The sequence below is a fragment of the Streptomyces sp. NPDC019443 genome (assembly GCF_044389785.1).
Classification (GTDB): domain Bacteria; phylum Actinomycetota; class Actinomycetes; order Streptomycetales; family Streptomycetaceae; genus Streptomyces.
In genome coordinates this window covers 13567-35693 of the sequence record NZ_JBIRYJ010000005.1, presented here as the reverse complement: position 1 = coordinate 35693, position 22127 = coordinate 13567, and the positions used below count along the sequence as shown (strand labels likewise).

At 70.7% G+C, this 22127-nt stretch carries 19 protein-coding genes, 1 other RNA gene and 2 pseudogenes; 6 read left to right on the top strand and 16 right to left on the bottom strand.

Annotation, left to right across the window (positions count from 1 at the left end; genetic code table 11):
* Positions 1 to 121: 121 nt before the first annotated feature.
* Positions 122 to 328 (top strand): annotated as a pseudogene (locus ACH492_RS17520) (hypothetical protein); the annotation flags it as partial.
* Here ACH492_RS17520 and ACH492_RS17515 read toward each other — a convergent pair.
* The gene (locus ACH492_RS17515) at positions 315 to 1937 is read right to left on the bottom strand and encodes an alkaline phosphatase D family protein (RefSeq protein ID WP_398987450.1); all 1623 of its coding nucleotides are present in this window, start codon (positions 1935 to 1937) and stop codon (positions 315 to 317) included. The pseudogene ACH492_RS17520 and the gene ACH492_RS17515 sit on opposite strands and share 14 nt — an antisense overlap.
* A 133-nt stretch (positions 1938 to 2070) precedes the next feature.
* On the opposite strand from ACH492_RS17515, the pseudogene ACH492_RS17510 reads away from it, so the two are divergent.
* Positions 2071 to 2817, top strand: a pseudogene (locus ACH492_RS17510) (SDR family oxidoreductase); the annotation flags it as partial.
* 80 nt (positions 2818 to 2897) lie between these two features.
* Here ACH492_RS17510 and ACH492_RS17505 read toward each other — a convergent pair.
* Entirely contained in the window at positions 2898 to 4145 is a 1248-nt protein-coding gene (locus ACH492_RS17505; RefSeq protein ID WP_398987448.1) for an MFS transporter, read from the bottom strand.
* A gap of 70 nt (positions 4146 to 4215) precedes the next feature.
* Here ACH492_RS17505 and ACH492_RS17500 point away from each other — a divergent pair, with 70 nt between their 5' ends.
* Positions 4216 to 5151 (top strand): GlxA family transcriptional regulator, encoded by a 936-nt coding sequence (locus ACH492_RS17500; RefSeq protein WP_398987446.1) that lies wholly within the window; start codon positions 4216 to 4218, stop codon positions 5149 to 5151.
* A 57-nt stretch (positions 5152 to 5208) separates the two neighbouring features.
* Here ACH492_RS17500 and ACH492_RS17495 read toward each other — a convergent pair whose 3' ends face one another.
* Entirely contained in the window at positions 5209 to 5640 is a 432-nt protein-coding gene (locus ACH492_RS17495; RefSeq protein WP_398987445.1) for a hypothetical protein, read from the bottom strand.
* 301 nt (positions 5641 to 5941) lie between these two features.
* Positions 5942 to 6211, bottom strand: a complete 270-nt coding sequence (locus ACH492_RS17490) for a nuclear transport factor 2 family protein (RefSeq protein WP_398987443.1) — start codon at positions 6209 to 6211, stop codon at positions 5942 to 5944.
* A gap of 14 nt (positions 6212 to 6225) precedes the next feature.
* Here ACH492_RS17490 and ACH492_RS17485 point away from each other — a divergent pair, with 14 nt between their 5' ends.
* The 3 genes from ACH492_RS17485 (at position 6226) to ACH492_RS17475 (ending at position 8501) form a co-directional block, all read left to right on the top strand.
* Entirely contained in the window at positions 6226 to 6573 is a 348-nt protein-coding gene (locus ACH492_RS17485; RefSeq protein WP_398987441.1) for a MazG-like family protein, read from the top strand.
* Between the two features lie 180 nt (positions 6574 to 6753).
* Positions 6754 to 7764 (top strand): permease, encoded by a 1011-nt coding sequence (locus ACH492_RS17480; protein WP_398987439.1) that lies wholly within the window; start codon positions 6754 to 6756, stop codon positions 7762 to 7764.
* Complete coding sequence (locus ACH492_RS17475) at positions 7761 to 8501, top strand: TIGR03943 family putative permease subunit (RefSeq protein ID WP_398987437.1); 741 nt, start codon at positions 7761 to 7763, stop codon at positions 8499 to 8501. The genes ACH492_RS17480 and ACH492_RS17475 overlap by 4 nt, the downstream gene beginning before the upstream one ends.
* Here the strand turns inward: ACH492_RS17475 and ACH492_RS17470 are convergent.
* The 12 genes from ACH492_RS17470 to ACH492_RS17415 all read right to left on the bottom strand — a co-directional run bounded on the left by ACH492_RS17470 (position 8443) and on the right by ACH492_RS17415 (position 22038).
* On the bottom strand, positions 8443 to 9987 hold the full coding sequence (locus ACH492_RS17470; RefSeq protein WP_398987435.1) for an ABC transporter ATP-binding protein: 1545 nt from the start codon (positions 9985 to 9987) through the stop codon (positions 8443 to 8445). The genes ACH492_RS17475 and ACH492_RS17470 overlap by 59 nt on opposite strands.
* Positions 9971 to 10783 (bottom strand): ABC transporter permease, encoded by an 813-nt coding sequence (locus ACH492_RS17465; RefSeq protein WP_398987433.1) that lies wholly within the window; start codon positions 10781 to 10783, stop codon positions 9971 to 9973. The genes ACH492_RS17470 and ACH492_RS17465 overlap by 17 nt, the downstream gene beginning before the upstream one ends.
* A complete protein-coding gene (locus ACH492_RS17460; protein WP_398987431.1) occupies positions 10780 to 11733 on the bottom strand; it encodes an ABC transporter permease in 954 nt (317 codons plus the stop codon). The genes ACH492_RS17465 and ACH492_RS17460 overlap by 4 nt, the downstream gene beginning before the upstream one ends.
* Complete coding sequence (locus tag ACH492_RS17455; protein ID WP_398987429.1) at positions 11730 to 13322, bottom strand: ABC transporter substrate-binding protein; 1593 nt, start codon at positions 13320 to 13322, stop codon at positions 11730 to 11732. Before ACH492_RS17455 ends, ACH492_RS17460 begins: the two co-directional genes overlap by 4 nt.
* Before the next feature lie 51 nt (positions 13323 to 13373).
* Complete coding sequence (locus ACH492_RS17450) at positions 13374 to 14165, bottom strand: class I SAM-dependent DNA methyltransferase (RefSeq protein ID WP_398987426.1); 792 nt, start codon at positions 14163 to 14165, stop codon at positions 13374 to 13376.
* A gap of 10 nt (positions 14166 to 14175) precedes the next feature.
* Complete coding sequence (locus ACH492_RS17445) at positions 14176 to 15435, bottom strand: MFS transporter (RefSeq protein WP_398987424.1); 1260 nt, start codon at positions 15433 to 15435, stop codon at positions 14176 to 14178.
* The gene (locus ACH492_RS17440) at positions 15432 to 16487 is read right to left on the bottom strand and encodes a dipeptide epimerase (RefSeq protein ID WP_398987423.1); all 1056 of its coding nucleotides are present in this window, start codon (positions 16485 to 16487) and stop codon (positions 15432 to 15434) included. Before ACH492_RS17440 ends, ACH492_RS17445 begins: the two co-directional genes overlap by 4 nt.
* Entirely contained in the window at positions 16484 to 17575 is a 1092-nt protein-coding gene (locus tag ACH492_RS17435) for a PLP-dependent cysteine synthase family protein (RefSeq protein ID WP_398987421.1), read from the bottom strand. Before ACH492_RS17435 ends, ACH492_RS17440 begins: the two co-directional genes overlap by 4 nt.
* Positions 17572 to 18423, bottom strand: coding sequence for a Rossmann-like domain-containing protein (locus ACH492_RS17430; protein ID WP_398987419.1), 852 nt, complete (start codon positions 18421 to 18423; stop codon positions 17572 to 17574). Before ACH492_RS17430 ends, ACH492_RS17435 begins: the two co-directional genes overlap by 4 nt.
* On the bottom strand, positions 18420 to 19676 hold the full coding sequence (locus tag ACH492_RS17425; RefSeq protein ID WP_398987417.1) for an ATP-grasp domain-containing protein: 1257 nt from the start codon (positions 19674 to 19676) through the stop codon (positions 18420 to 18422). The genes ACH492_RS17430 and ACH492_RS17425 overlap by 4 nt, the downstream gene beginning before the upstream one ends.
* 414 nt (positions 19677 to 20090) lie before the next feature.
* An RNA gene (gene rnpB / locus ACH492_RS17420) (RNase P RNA component class A) lies at positions 20091 to 20495 on the bottom strand.
* A gap of 103 nt (positions 20496 to 20598) precedes the next feature.
* Positions 20599 to 22038 (bottom strand): RNB domain-containing ribonuclease, encoded by a 1440-nt coding sequence (locus ACH492_RS17415; protein ID WP_398987415.1) that lies wholly within the window; start codon positions 22036 to 22038, stop codon positions 20599 to 20601.
* Positions 22039 to 22127 lie beyond the last annotated feature (89 nt).

Here is a 22127-nt window from a genome sequence, read left to right as displayed (position 1 = left end):
TCTTTGAATCCCTCCCTATGCTCTCAGCTCGTCCGGAGTGGTCGAGACCTTTTTTCGAGGCGGGGCCGGGGCGACGGCGCTGCTGTCCCGCTCGGTCACGGCGGGCACCCCCGTGACGGCGTCGGAGGGGCGGCGCGACAGCCTCCAGCACGAGGCGGCCGAGGCGATGCGATGTCTGCGGGCGGGCGAGACGGAGTCGCCGCTGGTACCTCCCCTGGCCTTCGGCATGGGGGACCCCAACGGCAGCCTCGGCGTGATGCGGACGCTCGACGCGGTACGGGACCGCGTCGGCGTCCGCTACCCGGGCGAATGGGTCACACAGGCTTGAGCCCCGGGTCGCCGGCCTCGGTCACGAACGACGCGGCCGTGATGATCGGCGCGCCCGGCGTCGTGACGGCGCTGACCGTCTTGAAGTCGGCGCGCGCCTGCTGCTCGCCGAGGGTGACGGTCACATAGCCGCGGCGGCCGTTGTAGAACTTCATGTGCGGATTGGCGGCCCTGAGGGTGTCGTAGTTGGCGGGCCGCTCCTCGCCGTCCTTGCCGCTGGAGATGGAGGTGGCGACGATCTCGGTGCCGACGACGGGCGAGCCGGAATCGTTGAAGTCCCGCCTCAGGTCGTACGCGTAGCCGCGGTGCACATCGCCGGTGAGGACCATCAGGTTCTCGATGCCGGCCGCCGCGGCGCCGTCCAGAACGCGTCCGCGCGAGGCCGCGTACCCGTCCCAGGCGTCCATGCTCACCTTGTACGGCGTGGTCGGGACGTCGCGCCGCTGCGCAAAGGTGACCTGCTGCGGCACCACGTTCCAGCGGGCGCGGGAGCTCTTCCAGCCGCCCAGCAGCCAGCGCTCCTGGGTCGCGCCGGTCAGGGTGCGCGACGGGTCGTCGGAGTCCGGTCCCGGGACCTGCCAGCCGTCGCCGTACGCCTGGTCGGAGCGGTACTGGCGGGTGTCGAGGATGTCGAACTGCGCGAGCCGCCCGAAGTGCAGCCTGCGGTACAGCTGCATGTCGGAGCCTTCGGGCCGCTGAGGCCTGCGCAGCGGCTGGTTCTCCCAGTACGCGCGGTAGGCGGCGGCCCTGCGCAGCAGGAACTCCTCCGGCGGGACGTTGTTCTCGGGGATGTCGCCCGCGTAGTTGTTCTCGGTCTCGTGGTCGTCCCAGGTGAGGACGTAGGGGTGCGCGGCGTGCGCGGCCTTGAGGTCGGGGTCCGACTTGTAGAGGCCGTAACGCATCCGGTAGTCCTCGAGCGTGACGGTCTCGCGGTTGAAGTGGGCGGGGAGGACCCGGTCGGTGTACTTCCGGGCGCCGCCGACGGCGTTCACGGCGTACTCGTACAGATAGTCGCCGAGGTGGAAGACGGCGTCGAGGTCCTCTTCTGCGAGGTGCTTGTACGCGGTGAAGTAGCCGTCGTGGTACGCCTGGCAGGACACGGCGGCGAGCTTCAGCTCACTGATCCGCGCGGCCCGGGCGGGCGCGGTCTTGGTGCGCCCCGTCGGGCTGATCCAGTTCCCGGCGCGGAAGCGGTAGTAGTAGGGGCGGTCGTTGCCGAGGCCGGTGACTTCGACGTGGACGCTGTGGTGGAACTCCGGGTGGGCGATGACGGATCCGCGTCTGGCGATACGGCTGAAGCGGGAGTCGTGGGCGAGCTCCCAGAGCAACGGGACCTTGGCGCGGGGCAGTCCGCTGTCGGGCTCGTAGGGGCGGGTCGCGAGGCGGGTCCACAGCAGTACGGAACCGGGCTGCGGGTCTCCGGAGGCGACACCGAGCGTGAAGGGGTCCTCGGTGATCTTCTTGGCGTCGAGCTCGGCGGCGCGGGCGGTGCCGGGCAGATTGACGGCGAAAGCGAGTGCGGCGGCGGCGGCGGTGACGGTGAGAAACCGGCGGCGGCCGATGTGCCGGGCGGCAGCGCGGAGCTCGGGTGCGTGCGGTGCGGGTCTCATGTGCCCCTCCCCAGACGACTGTTGTCCCTTCGCATTGGAGTGGGGGCCGACGACTCTGCGTTGTCGAGTACACAACATCCGCGTGTCGGTCGGATGAGTTCCGGGTACAAGTAGGCGACTACGCTGCGCGTCCATGAACGCAGGTGCGAAGATTGCCGTGGTGACGGGAGCGGGCTCGGGCATCGGCCGGAGCGTGGCGCTGACGCTGGCGGGGGCGGGCTGGTCGGTGGCCCTGGCGGGCCGACGCGCCGAGGCACTGGATGAGACGGCGTCGCTGTCGGGTGGGGATGTGCTGTGCGTCCCCACTGATGTGACGTCACCTGCGGATGTCACCACGCTGTTTGCCACCGTGCGCGAACGCCACGGCGGTGTTGGCCTGCTGTTCAACAACGCGGGAACGTCGGGCCCCCGGGTCCCCTTCGAGGACATCTCCTACGAGGACTGGCGCTCGGTGGTGGACGTCAATCTGACAGGCGCTTTCCTGTGCGCGCAGGCGGCCTTCCGCATGATGAAGGACCAGTCCCCCCAGGGCGGCCGGATCATCAACAACGGCTCGATCTCGGCGCATGTGCCCCGCCCGCACTCGGCGCCGTACACGTCGACGAAGCACGCGATGACGGGCCTGACGAAGTCTCTGTCACTGGACGGGAGGGCGTACCGGATCGCGTGCGGCCAGATCGACATCGGCAACGCGGCGACGGAGATGACGCAGCGCATGCGGGCGGGGATCCTGCAGGCGAACGGTGAGGTGGTGGTGGAACCGGTGATGGACGCAGGGGATGTGGCGCGGACGGTGCTCCATATGGCGGAGCTGCCGCTGGAGGCGAATGTGCAGTTCGCGACGGTGATGGCGACGGGGATGCCGTACATCGGCCGGGGTGAGGTTGGGGGGTGCGGGGGGCCTTGTCCTCGTCGTCCACCGCGCCCCACCTCAGCGGGTTGCCCGCGGCATCCTGCCACTCACCGCCGATCGCCCGGCATCCGAAGCCGAGGGCGCTGACCTCGATCCCGCTGTGAAGTCCCAGTGTCCTGTTCCCAGTGCTGTTGCCGATGGCGTCCATGTGCGCGCACGCTACGAGTTGGCGCGCACGCCAAGGCAAGGACCGCGACCGCCGCCGTGACGAGGAACGCGGCGCGCAGACCGTGCACTTCGGCGTAGGCACCGAGCAGCGCGGGCCCGGCGATCGTCCCGAGTCCCAGGAAGAAGACGGTGACGGTGAACCCGGCGGATGGCCGCTCGGGGAAGACCCGGTAGCTCCACACCGCGAGGACCCCGGACCCGGCCATGAAGCACGGCCCGTACAGCAGCGCGGAGACGGCGACCGCGGGGAGCGAGCCGGGAGCGGCGCCGAGCAGGGCGACCGCGGCGGCGATGCCGGCGAACAGCGCGGCGTGGACGCGGCGCAGGCCGTAGCGGGCGATTGCATGACCGGTCAGGGCGCCCGCGGTGCCGGCCAGTCCCATCAGGGACCAGAACAGCGGCGCGGTGGCGGAGCCGGTGCCGGCGGCGCCGGTGACCGCTTCCACGGCGAAGGACCAGTAGACGGCGCCGACGAGGCCGTACAGCACGGCGGTGAGCAGCAGCGGCAGCGCGCTTCGGCGGTAGCCCGGCCGCCCTGACGTCCTGGCCTTCCTGCCCGAACCCCCGGGCAGGACACGGGCGTTGTACGCGCTCGCCGCCAGCGCGGCGAGCGCGAAGACCAGCCATGCGTACCGCCAGCCGGTGCCGCGCGCGAGCAGCGCGAGCGGTCCCGCGACGACGACCGCGAAGGCCGTGCCGCCGGCGATCGTGCCCATGACCTGCTCACGCCGCCCTACCGGAACCATCCGGTCGACCGCGTCGGAGTACGGGGCCCAGGCCCAGCCGGAACTCGTACCGGCCAGGATCAGCCCGGTGACCAGCAGCACGGGCCCCCGGGCGAGCGCGACCAGCCCCATGCCGACGGCCGCGGACAGCCCGCCGGCGAGCACCGGGGGCCGCGGCCCGAAGCGCGCGACAAGGGCGCCGACCAGCAGCAATGCGGCGAGATATCCCGCGTAGGTGGCGCTGCCGATGAGCCCGACCAGGGAGACGGAGAGGCCGAATTCGTCCCGCAGCTCGGGGAGGAAGAGTCCGTATCCGTAGCGCGCGAAGCCGAAGGTCACGCCGATCGCCGAGACACCGGCGACCGCCAGCCGACGAGACTCGGTGAGTGGGTTGGTAGCCATGGACCCACCATCCGACCTGCGGATTCGCCGCACCATTGGCGTAAACGTCAGCTTCCCCTAGATTTACGCCATGGCACTTCGTGTGGCGGTGACCCTGCTGGAGGAGACCTCCCTGTTCGAGCTGGCCGTGCCGTGCGCGGTGTTCGCGGGCGAGGGGTACGACCTGGTGCTGTGCGCCACCGCCCCCGGCGGCGCACAGCGCGCGCCCGGCGGTCTGCAACTGGCCGCCGAGCACGGCCTCGACGGCCTGCGCGAGGCGGATCTGATCGTGGTCCCGGCCTGCATGATGAACGGCTACGAGCCGCCCGCCGCGCTCCTCGACGCCCTGCGCGAGGCGCACGCCCGCGGGGCGCGGATCGCTTCGCTCTGCTCGGGCGCGTTCGTGCTGGCCGCGGCGGGTCTGCTGGACGGCCGTACGGCGGCGACCCACTGGATGTACGCGGAGGAGCTGCGCCGTCGCTATCCGTATGTGCGGGTCGACGACCGTTCCCTGTACGTCGACGACGGCTCGATCCTCACCAGCGCGGGTACCGCAGCCGCGATCGACCTGTGCCTGCACATCGTGCGCGGCGACTACGGCACGGCAGCGGCGGCGGAGGTCGGCCGCCGGATGGTGGTGGCCCCGCACCGGGAGGGCGACCAGACGCAGTACGCCCCGCCACGCACCCCTGCGCCGCCGCGGGCAGAGGGCCTCGCGCCGGTGCTGGACTGGGCGGTGGCGAGGCTCCACCGGCCGCTCACGATCGCGGAGTTGGCGTCACGGGCCGGGATGAGTACGCGTACGTTCGGCCGCCACTTCGCGCTGGAGGTCGGTGTGACCCCGCTGAAGTGGCTCAACCAGCAGCGTCTCGGGCGGGCGCGCGAACTGCTGGAGACGACGGACCTGCCGGTGGACACGGTGGCCCAGCGAAGCGGCCTGGGCAGCGCGGACAGCCTGCGCCAGCACTTCCACCGCGCACTGGCCACAACCCCCGCCGCGTACCGCCGCACATTCCGGGCCGCCTAGGAAGGTTCCGGGCCGCCTAGGAAGGAGGCCGACTGGCTTTGCCGAAGTGATTCGCCGTCAGCCTTGTAGCGTCACAATGATGCGGACACCGTCGTTGAAGCGATTATCGAAGCGATTGTCGAAGCGGTTGTCGCGGAAGTCGCGGTGGTCGAAGCGGTTGTCGCGGAAGTCGCGGTTCCCGCGGTTGTCATGGCACCAGTAGACGTAGGAGCGACCGTCCCAGTAATAGTCGCAATAGCCCGACGAAACCGGGTTGGACGTGCTGGTGGCACTGGCTACGCCGGCTCCGCCCAAGGTCAGAGTCAGAGCAGCGAACAGACCGGCGAGCAGCCGGAAAGTCCTGGATGTCGTTACCCGCATGATGCTTTCCCTTCCCGGGAGCGTAGACGGGCCCGAGCCCTGCACGGCCACGGTGACGTCGGCGCCGGGCGATGATGCGTTCGCGAAGGGGTCCGGTACATCGGCCTTGGATATGGCGGGAGTTGCCATCGCCGACTCACACGCTGACATGCGCGGCATCGGGCCCGCCTGGGCTGCTGAGTACAGCAGACCCCGCGGCGGTGCATCCGTCCGTCGGACAACCGAACGACCACGTGGTCGTCGATCGGGATGTTGAGATTGTTCGTCTTCTCGCCAGAAATGAAGACGAATATATCGTTCAATCTGAATCCAACGTAGACATGTACGCATATAGAAGTCAAACGCAACGCATAGGCCCCAGACGCAGCGAGTCGGCGCCGGCGCCGTGCGCAATTCCCTTTTCACCGATACGCAATCGGCGGAGAAGCCCTTAGGCCTGCCCGGTCTCGAAGCGGCCGGCCTTCCCGCCTTCGACGATGAACTTCCAGGCGGTACGCATCTCACCCCAGGTGTCGTTGCGGTACCGGCCGACCGGGCTCAGCCCGTCGGCGGACTGCGACTCGACCTCCATGTGCCCGCGCGACGAGAAGATCTCGCGGTCGGTCCAGCCGTCGAGGTGACGATCACTGCCGTCTTCGGACATGGTGGCGCCGGGCGCGAGGGCGGCCCGGAAGAGGCCCTCCATCCCTGCACCGCACATGGCAGGCTTCCCGCATGGAACACACCCTGGACACCACCATGGACCCCATCTGGGACACGGTAGGCCGCCTGCACGCCTGGCTCGACGCGGAGAGCGACCTGCCGCCCCAACAGGAGACGCTGCTGCGGATGTTGAAGCTGTCGGAAGAGGTCGGCGAGGTCGCCCAGGCCATCATCGGCGCGACGGGCCAGAACCCGCGGAAGGGCCATACGCACAGCTGGCAGGACGTCGAGTCGGAGCTGTGCGACGTGATCATCACGGCGATGGTGGCCCTGCGCACGCTCACGCCGTACGCGTCGGAGGTCTTCGAGGCGCACCTGGGTGGTGTCGCTGAGCGCTCGCTGGAGGGGTCGGCGGAGTGATCCGCCCAGGCGGGCACTGATCGGCGCCGCCCACTCCACTGGATGATCGCACGAAGAACTGGTAGCTCAAAGTGGAGCCGAACCCCCACTCAAGAATGAGAAGCCGAGCCCGAACCGGCGTACTGAAGGTGGACGGGAACCACTCCACGAAGCCCTGCCATTGCCGGAGGTACCTCACCCGTGACCACCACCAAGGCAGCCCCGACTCGGGTTGACCACCGTGACGCGGACGATCCGGAGGGCTGGCAGTTCAACTCATCCCTTGTCCTGACCATGCTGCTGCTTGTGGTGGTTGCGCTGCAGGGGCCGATCCGCCGGGCGTTGTCCGCGCCGGTGATGCAGAGCTGGATGACCGTGTTCGTCGCGGTGTTCGTCCAGGCCCTGCCCTTCCTCGTGCTCGGTGTGCTGCTGTCGGCGATCATCGCGGTGTTCGTCCCACCATCGTTTTTCGCCCGCGCGCTGCCGAGACAGCCCGCCCTCGCGGTGCCGGTGGCCGGGATGGCCGGGGCGGTCCTCCCCGGCTGTGAGTGCGCCTCCGTGCCGGTGGCCGGTGCGCTGGTGCGCCGGGGCGTCACCCCCGCGGCAGCGTTGGCGTTCCTCCTGTCCGCCCCGGCGATCAATCCGATCGTGCTGACCGCCACCGCTGTCGCGTTTCCCCGCAACCCCGAGATGGTCCTCGCCCGGTTCGTGGCGAGTCTGCTCGTGGCGTGCGCGATGGGTTGGTTGTGGCAGCGGCTGGGCCGCACCGACTGGCTGCGCCCACCGGATCATCCGTCGTCGGACGGCCTCAGCAAGGGGGCGGCGTTCTGGGGGTCCGTACGGCACGACGTGATGCACGCCGGCGGTTTCCTCGTCGTCGGCGCGATGGCCGCGGCCACCCTCAAAGCCGTGGTACCGGCAAGCTGGCTGCACACCGCTGCCGGTAACCCTGTGGTGTCGGTCCTCGCCCTGGCGATCCTCGCGGTGCTGTTGTCGATCTGCTCCGAGGCCGACGCGTTCGTGGCCGCGTCCCTGTCCCAGTTCTCGCTCACCGCCCGGCTGGCATTCCTCGTCGTCGGACCGGTGATCGACCTGAAACTGTTCGCCATGCAGGCCGCCACGTTCGGCCGGGGGTTCGCGCTGCGGTTCGCCCCCGCCACCTTCACCCTGGCCGTCCTCATGTCGGCCCTGGTCGGGGCGGTCCTGCTGTGAACCGGCAGGCGCAAGCAGCCGTGCTGTTCCTCGTCGGCGGGGCGGTGTTGCACGCCGGCTTCACCGATCTCTACCTGCGCTACGTCAAGGCCGGGTTGCGCCCGTTGCTGCTCGTGGCCGGCATCGTCCTGATCGTCGCGGCCATCGCCACCGTCTGGTACGAACTACGGCCGCGCGCGACCAAGGAGAGCCGGCCCGAGCGTGGGCGCCACGACCAGAGCAGCCATGCCCACCGCGAACCACGCGTCTCCTGGCTCCTCGTCCTGCCCCTGCTCGCTCTCATCCTGGCCGCCCCACCCGCACTTGGCTCCTACAGCGCCATGCGCACCGGCACGGCCCTGCAACCACCCTGGGGCTTCCCCACCCTCTCCGCCAGCGACCCCCTCCGGCTCAGCGTCGTCGACTACGCCGGCCGCGCGGTCTACGACCACGGACGCTCCCTCGGCGACCGGCGGATCAGAGTTACCGGCTTCATCACCCTCGACCGCAGCGGCGCCCCCTACCTCACCCGCATGGTCCTCAACTGCTGCGCTGCCGACGCCCAACCCGTCAAGATCGGCCTGTCCGGACAGATTCCCGCCGTCCTGCAACCCGACACCTGGCTCGAAGTCACCGGCACCTACACCAGCCAACGGACCAAAGACCCCGTCAACGACGGCGTCATCCCGTTCATCAGCGTCAGCCAGGCCAGACCGGTCCCTGCCCCACACAACCAGTACGAAAACTGGAGTGGTTGACCGGCGAATGCGCCAAGTCGAGCACCTGCTGCGCCGGTCCCTGCTCGATGAGCTCACCGGCTTCCAGAACGGCGATCCGAGCTGCGGCCGCTGCCGCGTCGAGATCGTGGGTAATCAGGACCAAGGCCAGTTCGGGTCGGTCGCGCAGCAGGCCGGCGAGCGTGTTCAGGATGCTGCGTCGGGTGACCGTGTCGAGTCCGGAGGTGATCTCGTCGCAGATCAGCACCCGTGGCCGGGCGAGCAGGGCCCGTGCGAGCGCGGTCCGTTGGAGTTCGCCACCGGAGAGGAGGCCCGGCCTGCGACGTACCAGCGCCTCCGTCAGGCCGAGGCCGGTCAGGGTGTCCAGGGCCTCGGTCAGAGCCACTCGCGGATCCGCTCCGCGCAGCCGGACCGCGGTGCGAGCCACCTGGTCCAGAACCGGGCGATGTTCGTCGAACGCGGCCTTCGCGTCCTGGAAGACGTACTGAACCGCGGCCAGTTGCTCACGGGTCCGGGCGCGCAGGCTGCGCGGGAGCGGGGTGCCGTCGAGCAGGACATCGCCTGCGTAGTCCCGGTGGAGTCCGGCCAGGCAGCGGGCGAGCGTGGTTTTGCCGCTGCCGGAGCGCCCGACGACGGCCAGGCACTCGCCGGCGCGGAGGGTGAGTTCGGGGACGCGCACCGCCTCCGCGGTGCTGCGGGCGCCGTCGCGGTGCCGCGCCGTGAGGTCACGTACCTGGAGTGCCGCATGTCCTGCACGCGTGGGCGGGCTGTCACCCGTCTTCCCTTCTGCCCCCAGGAGTTCGGCGGTCCAGGGATGCCGCGGTGCGAGCCACAGCTGCTCCGCGGGAGCCGCTTCCACCACTCGGCCGCCGCGCATGACCAGAACCTCGTCGGCGAGGGCCCGGACGACGTCCAGGTCGTGGCTCAGCAGGACCACGGCGATGCCCTGCCGGGCGACCGCCGCGAGCTGGTCGACGATGCGCCGCTTCGTCAGCACGTCCTGCCCCGTGGTCGGCTCGTCCGCGACCACCACCCCGGCACCGAGCAGCAGTGCCTGTGCCAGGGCGAAGCGCTGCTGCTGGCCACCCGAGAGCTGGTGCGGACGGCGGCGAAGCAGAGCCTCTCCCTCGGGGAGCTGCGCGACGGAGAGGGCGTGCAGGATGCGCGTCCGGGCGGCGGCCCGGCGCTCGCGCCTGGGCAGGCTCCGCACTTGGTCGCGCGCGATGTCCCGGAGCAGTGCGCCGACCCGGCGTGCGGGGTTGAGGACGGCGCCGGGGTGCTGGGGTACGTATCCGACGAGGCGGTTGGATACGCGTACGTCTCCGGTCACCCGGGCACCCGCCGGGTACTCGCCGAGCAGCGCGAGGCCCGTGGTCGTCTTGCCGCTGCCGGACGCGCCGACGAGCGCGGTGACCTTCCCGGGCCGGACCTGAAAGCTGACTCCGTCGACGATCGGCCGGCCGCCGATCTCGACTCGTAGGTCCGTGACCTCAGCGACCGTGTTCACGCCCGTTTCCTCTCTTCCGGTGAGGCTTTTCCAGTAGGGCGTCGAAGAGCAGGTTGCTCCCCATGGTCAGGGCGACGATCAGCAGGGCAGGCACCACCACGGCCCAGGGCTGTACGAACAGCCCCGTACGGTTGCGGTCCACCATCACCGCCCAGTCGGAGGCGTCCGGCGCGATTCCGACGCCGAGGAAGGCCGCCGTGGCCACGAGGTAGAGCACGCCTGTCAGCCGTACGCCCGCGTCGGCGGCGAGTGTGCGCGCGATCGATCTGCCGACGTAGCCGACGGCCATGCGCCACCAGGTCTCCCCCTGCATGCGCAGAGCCTCGACGGCCGGGCGTGAGGCCGACTCGGCCGCGGCCGCGCGGACAATCCGCGCGGCGTCCGGGATGTTCACCACGGCGACCAGCAGTGAAAGGCCCACCGCCCCTGGCGAGAAGACGGCGGCGACCAGCAGGATCATCAGCAGCGACGGCACGGCGAGCAGCACGTCCAAGGGCCGCATCAGCAGCTCTTCGAGCCAAGTCCGGCGGGTGAGCGCGCTGATGAGCCCGAGTGGCAGGGCCACCAGATAGGCCAGGGCCGTCGCGGCCAGGGCGACGAGGACCACGGACCGTCCGCCGAGCAGCACTTGCCGCCAGACGTCCCGTCCGACGAAGTCGGTGCCGAGCCAGTGTTCGCCGCCGAGGGTGAAGGAGGCGGCCCGTGGGCCAGGGGCTCCGGCGAACAGCGGTCCGAGCAGGGCGAGGGCCAGCGGTACGCCGACGATCAGCGCACCGAGCGTGACGCGTTGCCTCATGCAGCCACCCCCGCCCGCGGCGCGAAGCGGTGGGCGACCAGGTCGGCGCCGAGGTTGAGGACGACGGTGGTCAGTCCGAAGACCACCGCGAGGCCCTGGACCACGGGGATGTCGCGTTCCGCGACAGCGTTCATCAGCACCGTTCCGAGCCCGGGGATCACGTACAGGGCCTCGACGACGATGACCCCGCACAGCAACCAGTCGATCGTCCGGGCGAGTTGCTGGGCGGCAGGCGCGATGGCGTTGGGCAGCGCGTGGGCGTACCGGACGCGGGCGCCGGAGATGCCGTAGCGGCGGGCGTGGGCGGCGTACGGCGAGGCCAGCGCGTCGATCATGCCGGCCCGTACCAGGCGGGCCAGTGAGCACACCGGCCGGGACAGCAGGACGAGGACGGGGAGGACCAGCACCGCGGGGTGGGCGAGCAGATCGGTGCCGTATCCGACAGCGGTCGGCGGCAGCCAGCCAAGACGCAGGGCGAACACGGTGACCAGCAGTACGCCGAAGGCGAACTCCGGGACCGCGTACACACCGAGCGTCACCGAACTGACGAGCCGGTCCGCGAGCCGACCCTCATGGCGGGCCGCCAGCACACCGAGGCCGACTCCGACCGGCACCAGCAGCACCATCGTCAGCACGGCGAGCAGCACGGTCGGCCCGAATCCGTCGGCGATGTAGGTGCTGACGGGCCGCCCCGAGGCCAGCGACGTGCCGAAGTCCGCGTGCAGCAGCCCTGCCGCCCAGTCCGCCAGGCGTTCGTACGCCGGCCGGTCCAGGTGCATCGCCTCGCGGATGGCCGTGATCCGCTCCGGGTCGGGCTGGTCGCCGGCGAGCGCCACGGCGGCGTCGCCGGGCAGCGCCTCGGTGAGGACGAAGACGAGCAGTACGACGGCTGCCGTCTGCGCCACGCCGAGCAGCAGCCGCCGGGCGGCCCAGGAGCGTAGTCCGCTCACGCCAGCCAGACCTTGTCGAAGCGCGCCCAGTCGAGGGAGTTGGCGGGTGCCTTCTGCTCGACGCCGCGGACACTGCGGGCGGTGCCGAGGATCCAGTCGGCGAAGCCCCAGATCAGGAAGCCGCCCTCGGCGTGCAGGCGGCGCTGCATGCGCTCGTAGACAGCGGTGCGGTCCTTCTTGTCCTTGGTGGACTGTGCCTGCTGGTACAGGGCGTCGAAGTCCTTGTGCCGCCAGTGGGTTGCGTTGGTGGTCGACCCCGTGAGCAGGCGCTGGGAGATGTGGGACTCGATGGGCATGGCGCCGGAGCGGTAGGAGGCCAGGGTCCCGGAGTCGAGGATGTCCTTCCAGTAGCTGTCCTTGCTGCCGGTCCTGATCTCGATTCTCACTCCGGCCTTGGCCGCCTGGTCACGGAATATCGCCGCGGCCTCGGTGAATCCGGCGGCGACGGGGGAGGTATCGAGGGTGACCCTGAGCTTCTCGGCGCCGGCCTCCTTCAGCAGCTTGCGGGCCCGGTCGAGGTCCTGTTCGCGCTGCGGCAGGCTTCCGGCGTAGTACTCGTAGCCCTTGCCGAACAGGTCGTTGCCGATCTCGCCCGCGCCGGACAGGGCGCCGTCGACCAGTTCCTTGCGGTCGGCGATCAGGAAGAACGCCTCGCGCACCCGCTTGTCGTCGAACGGCGGCCGGTCGGTCTTCATGACGAAGCCCTGCATGGCGCTGCCCTGGAGCCGGACGATCTGGATCTGCCCCTTGTTCTCGTGGGCGCGGGCGGTGGCGGGGTTGAGCTCGTGGGCGTACTCGACCTGCCCGCCGAGCAGGGCGTTGGCGCGTGCCGATTCCTCGTTGGCGACGACGAACTCCAGCTCGTCGAGGTAGGGAGCGCCGTCCCAGTAGGCGTCGTTGCGCTTGAAGACGGCGGACTTGCCGGGAGCGAAGGACACAAAGCGGAACGGGCCGCTGCCGACCGGCTTCTTGTCGAAGTCCTTGAGCCCGTCGGGGACGATGTACGCGCCGAACGCGGCGAGCACGTTGGGGAATTCGGCGGTCGGGCGCTTGAGAACGAACTCGATGGTCCGCTCGTCCAGAGCGCGGCTGGCCTTCAGGTCGATGGGCTCCAGCGATGCCTTGGCCCGGAATGCCTTCGCCGGGTCGGCGATGCGGCGGTAGCTGTAGAGGACGTCCTGGGCGGTCACCGGCTTGCCGTTGTGGAAGGCGGCCTTGCGCAGGGTGACCTTCCAGCGGTCCAGGCCCGCGTTCGGTTCCCATGCCGAGGCGAGCCGGGGCTGCGCGGAGAGATCGGGTCCGTAGTCGGCGAGCTTGTCGAAGAGGGCCTTGGCACGGGCGGCATCGGCGAAGAGGTTGGCCAGGTGCGGGTCGAGGGTCTCGCTCGCACCGCCACCGGCGAAGGCGGCGCGCAGCCGTCCGCCGCGCTTGGGCTTGCCGTCGCCCTTGGCGGGGTCGGCGGCGGTTCCGGAGCCGGCGCAGCCGGCGAGGGCGAGCGCGCCGAGTCCGGCCGCGCCTGAGGCTGCGGCGAGGAAGCCCCGGCGGCGCAGGCCGGGGAAGCGGGAGTCGTTGACGGGGACGTCGTTCATGAAGGTGTCCTTGCAGTGCGAGCGGATATCGGCGTGTGGGGGGGGCGGGGGTCAGTTGGAGTGCCTCGGACGGGCGACGAGATGGAGCCGGTCGGCATCGGCCGTAGCGGCCGGCAGATCGCCCTCACGCCACGGCGGCTCCGTACGAGGACCGGGCCCGTCGTACAGCGCGAGCACCTCGAAGCCGTGAACGGCGAGGAGATGGCGCAACTCCTGGGGGAAGAGCAGCCGCCACGCGGAGCGCTGCTCGACGGGCGGCGATCCGTCGTCGGCGGTCCATACACGGGTGCGGCACAGCAGTTGCGCGGTCCGGTCGACGCGCAGCGTCGTGGTGGACCGGTAGGTGATGCCCTGCCAGCTCAATTCATTGACGGACGAGGTGACGAGCAGTTCGGTACGGCCGAGGAAGAAGGCCCCGTTGCGCATCTCCGCGACGAGCAGCCCGCCGGGCGCCAGAGAGCGGCGGCAGGAGCCCAGGAAGCCGTCGAGTTCGTCGTTGGTGTGGCAGTACAACAGGGCGCTGTCCAGGCACACGACGGCGTCGAAGGACCTTTCTGCGAGGTTGAATCCGCGCAGGTCTGCCTGCACGTACTCCGGACCGGGGTGGTGCACGCGGGCGTGCTCCAGCATCGCCTCGGACAGATCCGCGCCGACGACCATGCGGCCGGCCCCATGCAGATACGCGGCGTCACGGCCGGTGCCGCAGCCGATGTCCAGGACCCGCGGACCGGCCCCGTACCGCCGCAGACAGTCCTCCGCCCAGCGCCCCGCCAGCCGTGCCTCGTCGGGGAAACGGGCCTCGTACAGGGCCGGGTTGTCGGTCAGCAGGTTTGCGCTTCTCATCTCTGCCTCCTCACACCGGCACCGGTACGGGCGCCACTTGGGCGGGAAGCACTCGCCGGCGGTGCAGCCAGGCGACGCCGGAGGCGGAAGCGAGTCCGAAGGCCAGGCAGCACGCCCAGGGCAGCCACTGCGCCCCCGCGCGCTCACCGGCGTCCATGGCCCAGCCGACGACCGTGTTGCCCACGGCCGCGGCGATGCCCGAGACCACGTAGAACAGCCCGAAGTACGTGCCGGTGAGTTCCGGGCGGCCGAAGCGGGGGATCAGCTCCATGACGAAAGGCTGGGCGATCATGACGCCCAGGTAGAGCAGCAGCGCCCCGGCCAGGACAGGCAGCGCGCCGAGCACCGCGTCGCCGACGCCGCCGTGCGCTGTCCCGGCCCCCGCCACCGTCATCGGCGGTATGAAGGCCAGCCCCATCAGCGTGAGCCCCGCGCTGATCCATCTCGCCCGGCTGCCCCGGCTCTTCAGCGCCCGCGTGATGCGCAGTTGCAGCCAGAGGTTGGTGAGGGTGCCGACGAGGAAGACGATGCCGGCCGCGCCGTCCCAGCCGGTGGCCCGGCGCGCGCCGTTGGGCAGCAGCAGATACAGCTGGTTCTCCATGGTGAACATGCCGACCATGGCAACGGCGAACGCCACGAAGCCGCGGTTGCCGATCACCTCTCGCCAGTCCCCGAGGACGCTGTTCGCGGACGGTGTGACCTCGCGGGCCGGAAGCACCATGGCCTGAGCGATCGTGAGCACCGCGAAGATCCCGGCCGCGGTGAGCGCGGAGGCACGGAAGTCGACCAGCAGCAGGGCGCTGCCGAGCAGCGGCCCTATCAGGGCGCCGGTGGTCGCGAAGACGTTGAACAGGGCGAACGCCTCGGCCTTGCGCTCCCCTGCCTCCTGGGCGAGATACGCGCGTACGGCCGGGTTGAACAGCGCCCCGGCCAGGCCGCTGAGCACGGAGGCGGCCATCAGCACCGTCAGTCCGTCGCCGAGTGCGAAGAGCCCGAAGCCGACGGTGCGCAGCGCGCATCCGGCGATGATGACTCCGCGCGCTCCCAGCCGGTCCGATGCCGATCCGCCGATGAGGAACAGGCCCTGCTGGCTGAGGTTGCGTACGCCGAGCACGATGCCGACGACAGCGGCCGACAGCCCGAGGTCCTCGCTCAGATGCACGGCGAGGTACGGGATGAGCAGGTAGAAACCGGTGTTGACGCCAAGCTGGTTGACCAGGAGGAGCCGTATCGCGAGGGGGAAGCCGCGTATCTCGTGCCACGTCTTCACCCGAGATCCCCCTTGGTGCGCGCGTGCACGCCAAGCCCCGGGCGCAGGCTCGTCCCTACGATGCCGTCGGCGCCGCCGATGCCGGTCCACGGGTCGTGGGCGAGCAGCAGATGCCCGTCGAGGTCGATCCACCGGGCGCGGTCGGCGAGATGTACTGCGGGGGCGATGCCGAGCGTGCTGGCGGTCAGACAGCCGAGCATCAGCTCGGTACCGGTGCCGGCGATCAGTTCGGCGATCCGCAGTGCCGCGGTGACGCCGCCGCACTTGGCGAGCTTGACGTTGATGCCCTGTACCCGCCCGGCGAGACGGCGGGCGTCCTCGTAACCGATGGCGTCCTCGTCGGCGATGACCGGCAGCGGCGAGCGTTCGGCGAGGTCCGCCAGCGCCTCGGGGTCACCGGGTGCGATCGGCTGCTCCACGGCCTCGATTCCCAGCTCCGCGAGGCGGGGCAGCAGCCTCTCCGTCGTGGAGACGGTCCAGGCTCCATTGGGGTCCAGGAGCAGCCGAGCGTGGGGAGCCGCGGCACGCACGGCCCGTACACGCTTCAGGTCGTCCTCGGGGTCCGGGACACCGGCCTTGATCTTGAGAACCGAGAAACCGTCCCGTACGAGGCGTCCGGCCTGGGCTTCGGCCTGCCCCGGCGGCGTGATGCCGATGGTGCGGGCTGTCGCCGCGGAGGGCGCGTCGGGGGCGCCGAGGAGCTGGTGGACCGGGACCCCGGCACGCTTGCCGGCCAGGTCGAGCAGCGCCGATTCGACGGCAGCGGTCACGGCGGGAGGCATGCCGTTCGTCGGCAGCGCGCCGGTACGCAGGGCTCCCAGGGCGGTCTCGGGATCCCCGAACCGGGCCAGATCCAGGGCCACTTCATTCAGAAGCCGCACGATGGTGCGTGCGTCGAGGCCGTAGTACACGCTGGTGACGGCCTCTCCGCGGCCGAGCTGCCCTTCGTATTCGATGAACAGCCAGACGGCGTCGCGGGCCGCCATCGTCGAGCGGGATATGCGCAGCGGCTCGGCGAGTTCGAGGTGCACGGTGCGCTGACTGACCTTCACGGACTCTCTTCCAGACGTGTGGTTCGGCTGTCCAGCGGGTCGGTGACGGCCCGGCACCGGGCCCAGCCGGTGGCCTCCACGGCCCGCGGATGAGGGATCTCGACGGGGCGCCTGGCCGCGGTGGCCGGGTCGAGCCCGTGGGTGGCGGCGAAGTCGTCGTCGTAGACGGTGCCGAGGTAGCGATGCGGTCCGTCGGGGAAGACGGTGGCGACGACGGCTCCCGGGTGGACGCGAGCGGCCCACGCCGCCACAAGGGCTACGGCTCCGGTGCTCCAGCCGCCGCTGACGAAGTTGCCGACAGCGAGCCTTCGGCAGGCGTCCGCGGCCTCGGACGGGCCGACCCAATGGACCTCGTCGAAGGCGCCGTAGGCGACGTTGCGTGGATGGATGCTGCTGCCCAGGCCGCGCATCAGGCGGGGCCTGGCGGGCTGGCCGAAGATCGTCGAGCCGGTGGCGTCCACCCCGATCAGCCGGAGCCCCGGCCAGTGCCGCCGCAGCGGTCCGACCACACCGGCACTGTGGCCCCCGGTGCCCACACTGCACACCAGCACGTCGAGGTGGTCCAGCTGAGCGGCGAGCTCGGCAGCGAGGGAGGCGTAACCGACGATGTTGTCGGGGTTGTTGTACTGGTCGGGCCAGTAGGCGTCCGGCAGCTTCGACAGCAGTTCGCGCAACCGGCCCAGCCGGGCGGCCTGCCATCCGCCCTCGGCCGCCGGGCGGTCGACCAGCTCCAGCCTGGCGCCGTATGCGCGCAGCAGCTGTCGCATCGACGGCTCCAGCTCCGTGTCGCCGACCAGCACGATCGGATGCCCCAGGGCCTGACCGGCGAAGGCCAGCCCGATACCGAGTGTTCCGGAGGTGGACTCCACCACCGGGGCGCCCGGCCGCAGTTCCCCGCGCTCCTTGGCCCCGAGCAGCATGGATACGGCTGCTCGCGCCTTCATGCCGCCGACGCCGAGACCTTCCAGCTTGGCCCAGAAGCCGGGCTGCGGGCAGGGCAGGTCGACGGTGATGCGGGCGAGGGGGGTCCGTCCGAGCAGGGAGAGCAGTGCGGGGTTGCCCGCGGGGCTGAGGACGGCCGTGGTCACAGGGCGGCTCCGGAGCGCTCACCGCTGCCGTATCGGTGGATGGTCCCGGGCCCGCCGTCGAGCCAGAAGAAGGGATACGGCTCGGCGCATACTGCGCTGACTCCGGCGCCGATGAGGCGCGGCAGCACGGCGCTTCCGGTCTGGGCGAACATCACCAGCGGCTTGCCGTGCAGCAGTGCGTGCTTGCGCAGCGGCTCGAAGCTGCCGTTGCCGAGCGTCATGCCGGAGGCGAGGACCGCGTCACAGCGCTCCAGTTCCGGCAGTGCGTCGGTGCGTACCGGCTCGCCCCACTCCGTGGTGCCGCCCTTGAGGTCGCAGGGTATGTACGCCAGACCACGGGCGCGCAGCGCCTCCAGCAGCGAGTTGACCACGCCCACGACGAGCACCGTGTGTCCCGGGTGGACATCGAGCAGGCCAACGACGGCCTTGGCCCGCGCCCGGGACTTCTCCAGAGAACTCCCGGCGGGCAGTGGACAGGGCCGTGCACCGCTCGCGAGTGCATGGGGGAGGACGTGCATCAGATAGGCGTCCAGTGCGGCCACCCGTACCGGCAGAAGTTCGTGCTCCAACAGCCGGGCGACGTCCGCGCCGACGCAGTCGTCGACCGCACTGTCAGGGAGTCCACCGGGCTCGACCGCGCAGGAGCCCACGAACTCTGCCAGACGCAGGCTCAGCACTTCGTTGCGGTAGCCGCCGCTGCGCCCGTCGTGCCGTACGGCCTGGCGCGTGGTGAACGCCACGGCGATCCGCTGAGTCCTCGGGTCGGGTCCGAAGCCACCGCGGAGCACCCGTTCGACGAGTTCGTCGTACGAGGCGGCGGTGGCATCCGTGCCGGTGATGGTGGTCATCGGCCGACCACCTTGGGACAGAGCGCCGAGAGCAGCGTCTCGACTCGGTCGCGGCCCCCGAGGCCCTCGGCGTCGCCGGCCATGACGTGGCCCAGGTACTCGTTGTTGCTGCCTGCTGCCTTGACGACTTTGCCCGGCTCGGCGAGCTGGAGCTCCAGCAGTCCCGCCGCCGTGCGCACGTCGTCGGCGCCGTCGACGGACTCCAGCACTCCCTCGGTGTCCGGCACCAAAAACCCGATGGCGGCACTGCGCAGACCGGTGGCTCGTCGGCGCAGGTCCGGTTCGCGGCCGAGGGCCACGTCGACGCAGGCCGCGGCGAGGTCGATCCCCGTCACGTGACGGATGAGTTCGGTGATGCGGTTGCCGGCGGGGCGGGGGTTGACCTCGACCACACGTGGCCCGTCGGCTGTCAGTTTGATCTCGGTGTGTGCCACGAGCCCGTCCAGGCCGAGGGCCTTCAGTGCTCGAAGTGCTGTCTCCGCGGCGGCCTCGGCGTCAGCGGCGGCGAGTGCCGCGGGGAACATGTGTCCTGTCTCGATGAAGGCCGGCGCCCCGCCGACGCTCTTGTCGGTCACCCCGATCACGTGTGAGGCACCGGCGAACGACACGGTCTCGACGCTGACTTCGGGACCGTGAAGGAGCTCTTCGAGCAGGACTACGGGCTCGCGGCGCTGGCCTCGCGCGTTGACGGGGAAGTCCGCGAGCGCCCTGTAGGCGCGAGCCAGCTCCGACTCGTCGTCGACGCGTCGTACGAACATCCCGGCGCACAGATCCACGGGCTTGAGCACGAGCGGGTAGCCGATCCCCCGTGCCGCATCGGCGGCCTCGGCCCAGTCCGCGCAGACCGCGAAGCGCGGCCCCGGCACTCCGGCGTCGGCCAGGACACGGCGGGTCGCGTCCTTGCGGCAGGCGTTCTCGACTGCCGCGGCAGCGGGGCCCGGCAGCCCCAGGCGGCCGGCGATCCCCGCGGCCGTCGGAAGGTAGTAGTCGCAGGAGGTGATCACCCCGTCGAAGCGCAGCGCTCGGTGGGCGCGTTCGACGAAGGGCAGCAGTGCCTCGATGTCGTTGGTGTCGGCGGTCAGCACGTTGTGCGCCGCGAGCAGTGGGTGTGCGGTGCCCTCAGGGGCGGAGCGCAGGTAGTGGTGCAGGTCACGGGTGAGGAAGGTGAACTCGTGCCCGCCCTCGCGGATCGCTCGTGGCAGCAGTCTGCTCATCGATCCGACCCAGCTCTCGACCATCAGCAGGTGGGCCACGGCTTCCTCTTCTCAGAACGCGGGTTGGACGCATGACGCGTCGGCGGTACCCGTCCGGGACGGTCCGCCTTGACGCGAAGACACGCTATCGACAATCGTTTTCATTGTCATCTGATCCAACGTCGATTCTCTGAATGCGAGACCCGCGACTCCCCCTGTACGCCACCGGGGCGCGCTGTGCCGCGACGCAGGAACCAACGCCATCGGGGCCGGCGAGAGCCAAATCGGCGCAGGTCATCGGGATCGGTCGGCCCCCGCTGCCACGGACCGTTCGGACAGGACTGGGCCAGAACTGGGCCGCACCCACGTGCGAGAAGAAGTCCGCCCGATTCGGGTCAGGGGATCGGGTGAGGGGCGGATCCACCGATCCAGCCGCTCCAGAAAACGCATCCTGACCTGCAGAAATGCAAGCGGCAGACGAGTCGGGCTGTACGCCGGGTTCTGTCACCCGGTCGCCTCGCGGCGGCCGGGGAGACGGCCATCCATCTAGGACCGACGTTGCCGCCGGCCTCGTGCGGTCTACCCGCGGACTCGGGCGGGCAGCCCTCGAACGTCCGCGCAGGGCCGCGTTCTACCGCGACCCCTCTTGACCTTGCTCCAGGTGGGGTTTACCTAGCCGCCTGGGTCACCCCAGGCGCTGGTGGTCTCTTACACCACCGTTTCACCCTTACCGAGGACCGAAGTCCCCGGCGGTCTGTTTTCTGTGGCACTGTCCCGCGGGTCACCCCGGGTGGGCGTTACCCACCACCTTGCCCTGTGGAGCCCGGACGTTCCTCGAGGAGATCCAGAAGATCTCCACGCGGCCGTCCGCCCGGCTCGTCTGCCGTGGTGACCATGCTACCTGGCAGGCCTGGGGGCCAGGCTCACGGTGCCGGTCGACCAGGCTCCGCGCCCGAGCGGACCCGGCCCGGCCCGGCCCAGTTCACGCAGGGGCGAACAGCACCTTCGCCGACCCCGGGTCCGCCTGCGTGAGCCGGACCCTCAGCCGCTCCCCCAGCGGCAGTTTCGCCTCGCCGCCCTCGATCCTCGCCACCACCGCCGGGTCCTCCAAATGGACCGTGCCGACAGCCGGTTCGTGCTCCTTCACGTCCACCACGAACGCGTCGAAGACATCGCCGATCCGCTCCTTCAGCAACGCGGCCTCGGCGATGTCGACGCACTCCCGCTCCACCGTGTTGGCGCGCTTGGAGCCCTCCGCCATCTCCTTCGGCAGCACGTCGAGCGCGACCACGGCCCAGTCCGGCGGCTCCTGGCCCGCCACCGCCGCCACGCACAGTTCGCCCGCGTACCGGTCGACGAGCCGTCGCAGCGGCGCCGTGCAGTGCGTGTACTCGTCGGCCACCGCCGCATGGACCGCGGGCGAGGGCAGCTCGCCGCCTGTGAAGGCGCTGTAGCCCGCGCCCCGCAGCAGGGTGGTGCAGTCCTGCAGGAAGGCGGCATGGCGGGGGTTGTCCGGGTCGAGGGAGCGGACCAGTTCCGCGTACGAGACATGGTGCGGCCAGTCGATCCGCAGGGCCTCGGCCGAGCGGCGCAGCCGCGCCACCGCGCCGCCCGGCGCGGTGGGCAGGGTACGCAGGATGCCAGTGCCGGCCGCGATCATGATGTCGGCCGCGGCCATGCCCGTGAGCAGGGAGATCTGGGCGTTCCAGCCGTCGGCGGGAAGCGGGGCACGGTATGTGAGGGAGTATGCGCCGTCCCGCTTCACGATCTCCTGCTCGGGGACTCTGAGCGAGATCCCGCCGCGCTCGATCTCCAGCCGTTCCCTCAGCAGCCCGATGTCCTTGAGCAGCCCCACCGGCTCCTCCGCGGTACCCGCGTCGATCTGCCGCTGGACCGTGGCGTAGTCGAGCTTGGCCCGGCTTCGTACGAGCGCCCGCCGCAGCTCGCTCACGATCACGCGGCCCTCGGCGTCGAGGTCGAACTGCCAGAGCAGCGCGGGTGCGTGGTGACCGGGCAGCAGACTGGCCGCGCTCTCGGAGAGCACGGCCGGATGAAGCGGGATCTTCTCGTCCGGGAAGTAGAGGGTCTGCACGCGGCGGTGTGCCTGAGCGTCCAGCGCGCCGCCGGGCGCGACGAAGGCGGCGACGTCGGCGATCGCGTAGTGGATCCGGAAGCCGTTGCCCCGGCGGGCGAGGTGCATCGCCTGGTCGAGATCGACGGAAGCCGGCGGGTCGACGGTGAAGAACGGGATGTCGGTGGCGTCGTGATCGGGCAGGCGCGGGGCCCTGGCTGCCGACTCCGCTTCCGCGAGGACGTCGGGCGGGAAGCCCTCCGGCATGCCGAGCGTCGTACGCAGCTCCCGGAGGGCGACCCGCAGGGGATCCTCGGCTGGGCCGGTGGTGTGCACATGACGGCGGGGCATGGACCGAGCCTAGGACGGGGTGGGGGCCTTGGCACCCCGTACGCTGGCGCGGGGGCCGCACCCCCCGCCCCCGTACGTACGAAGGAGAC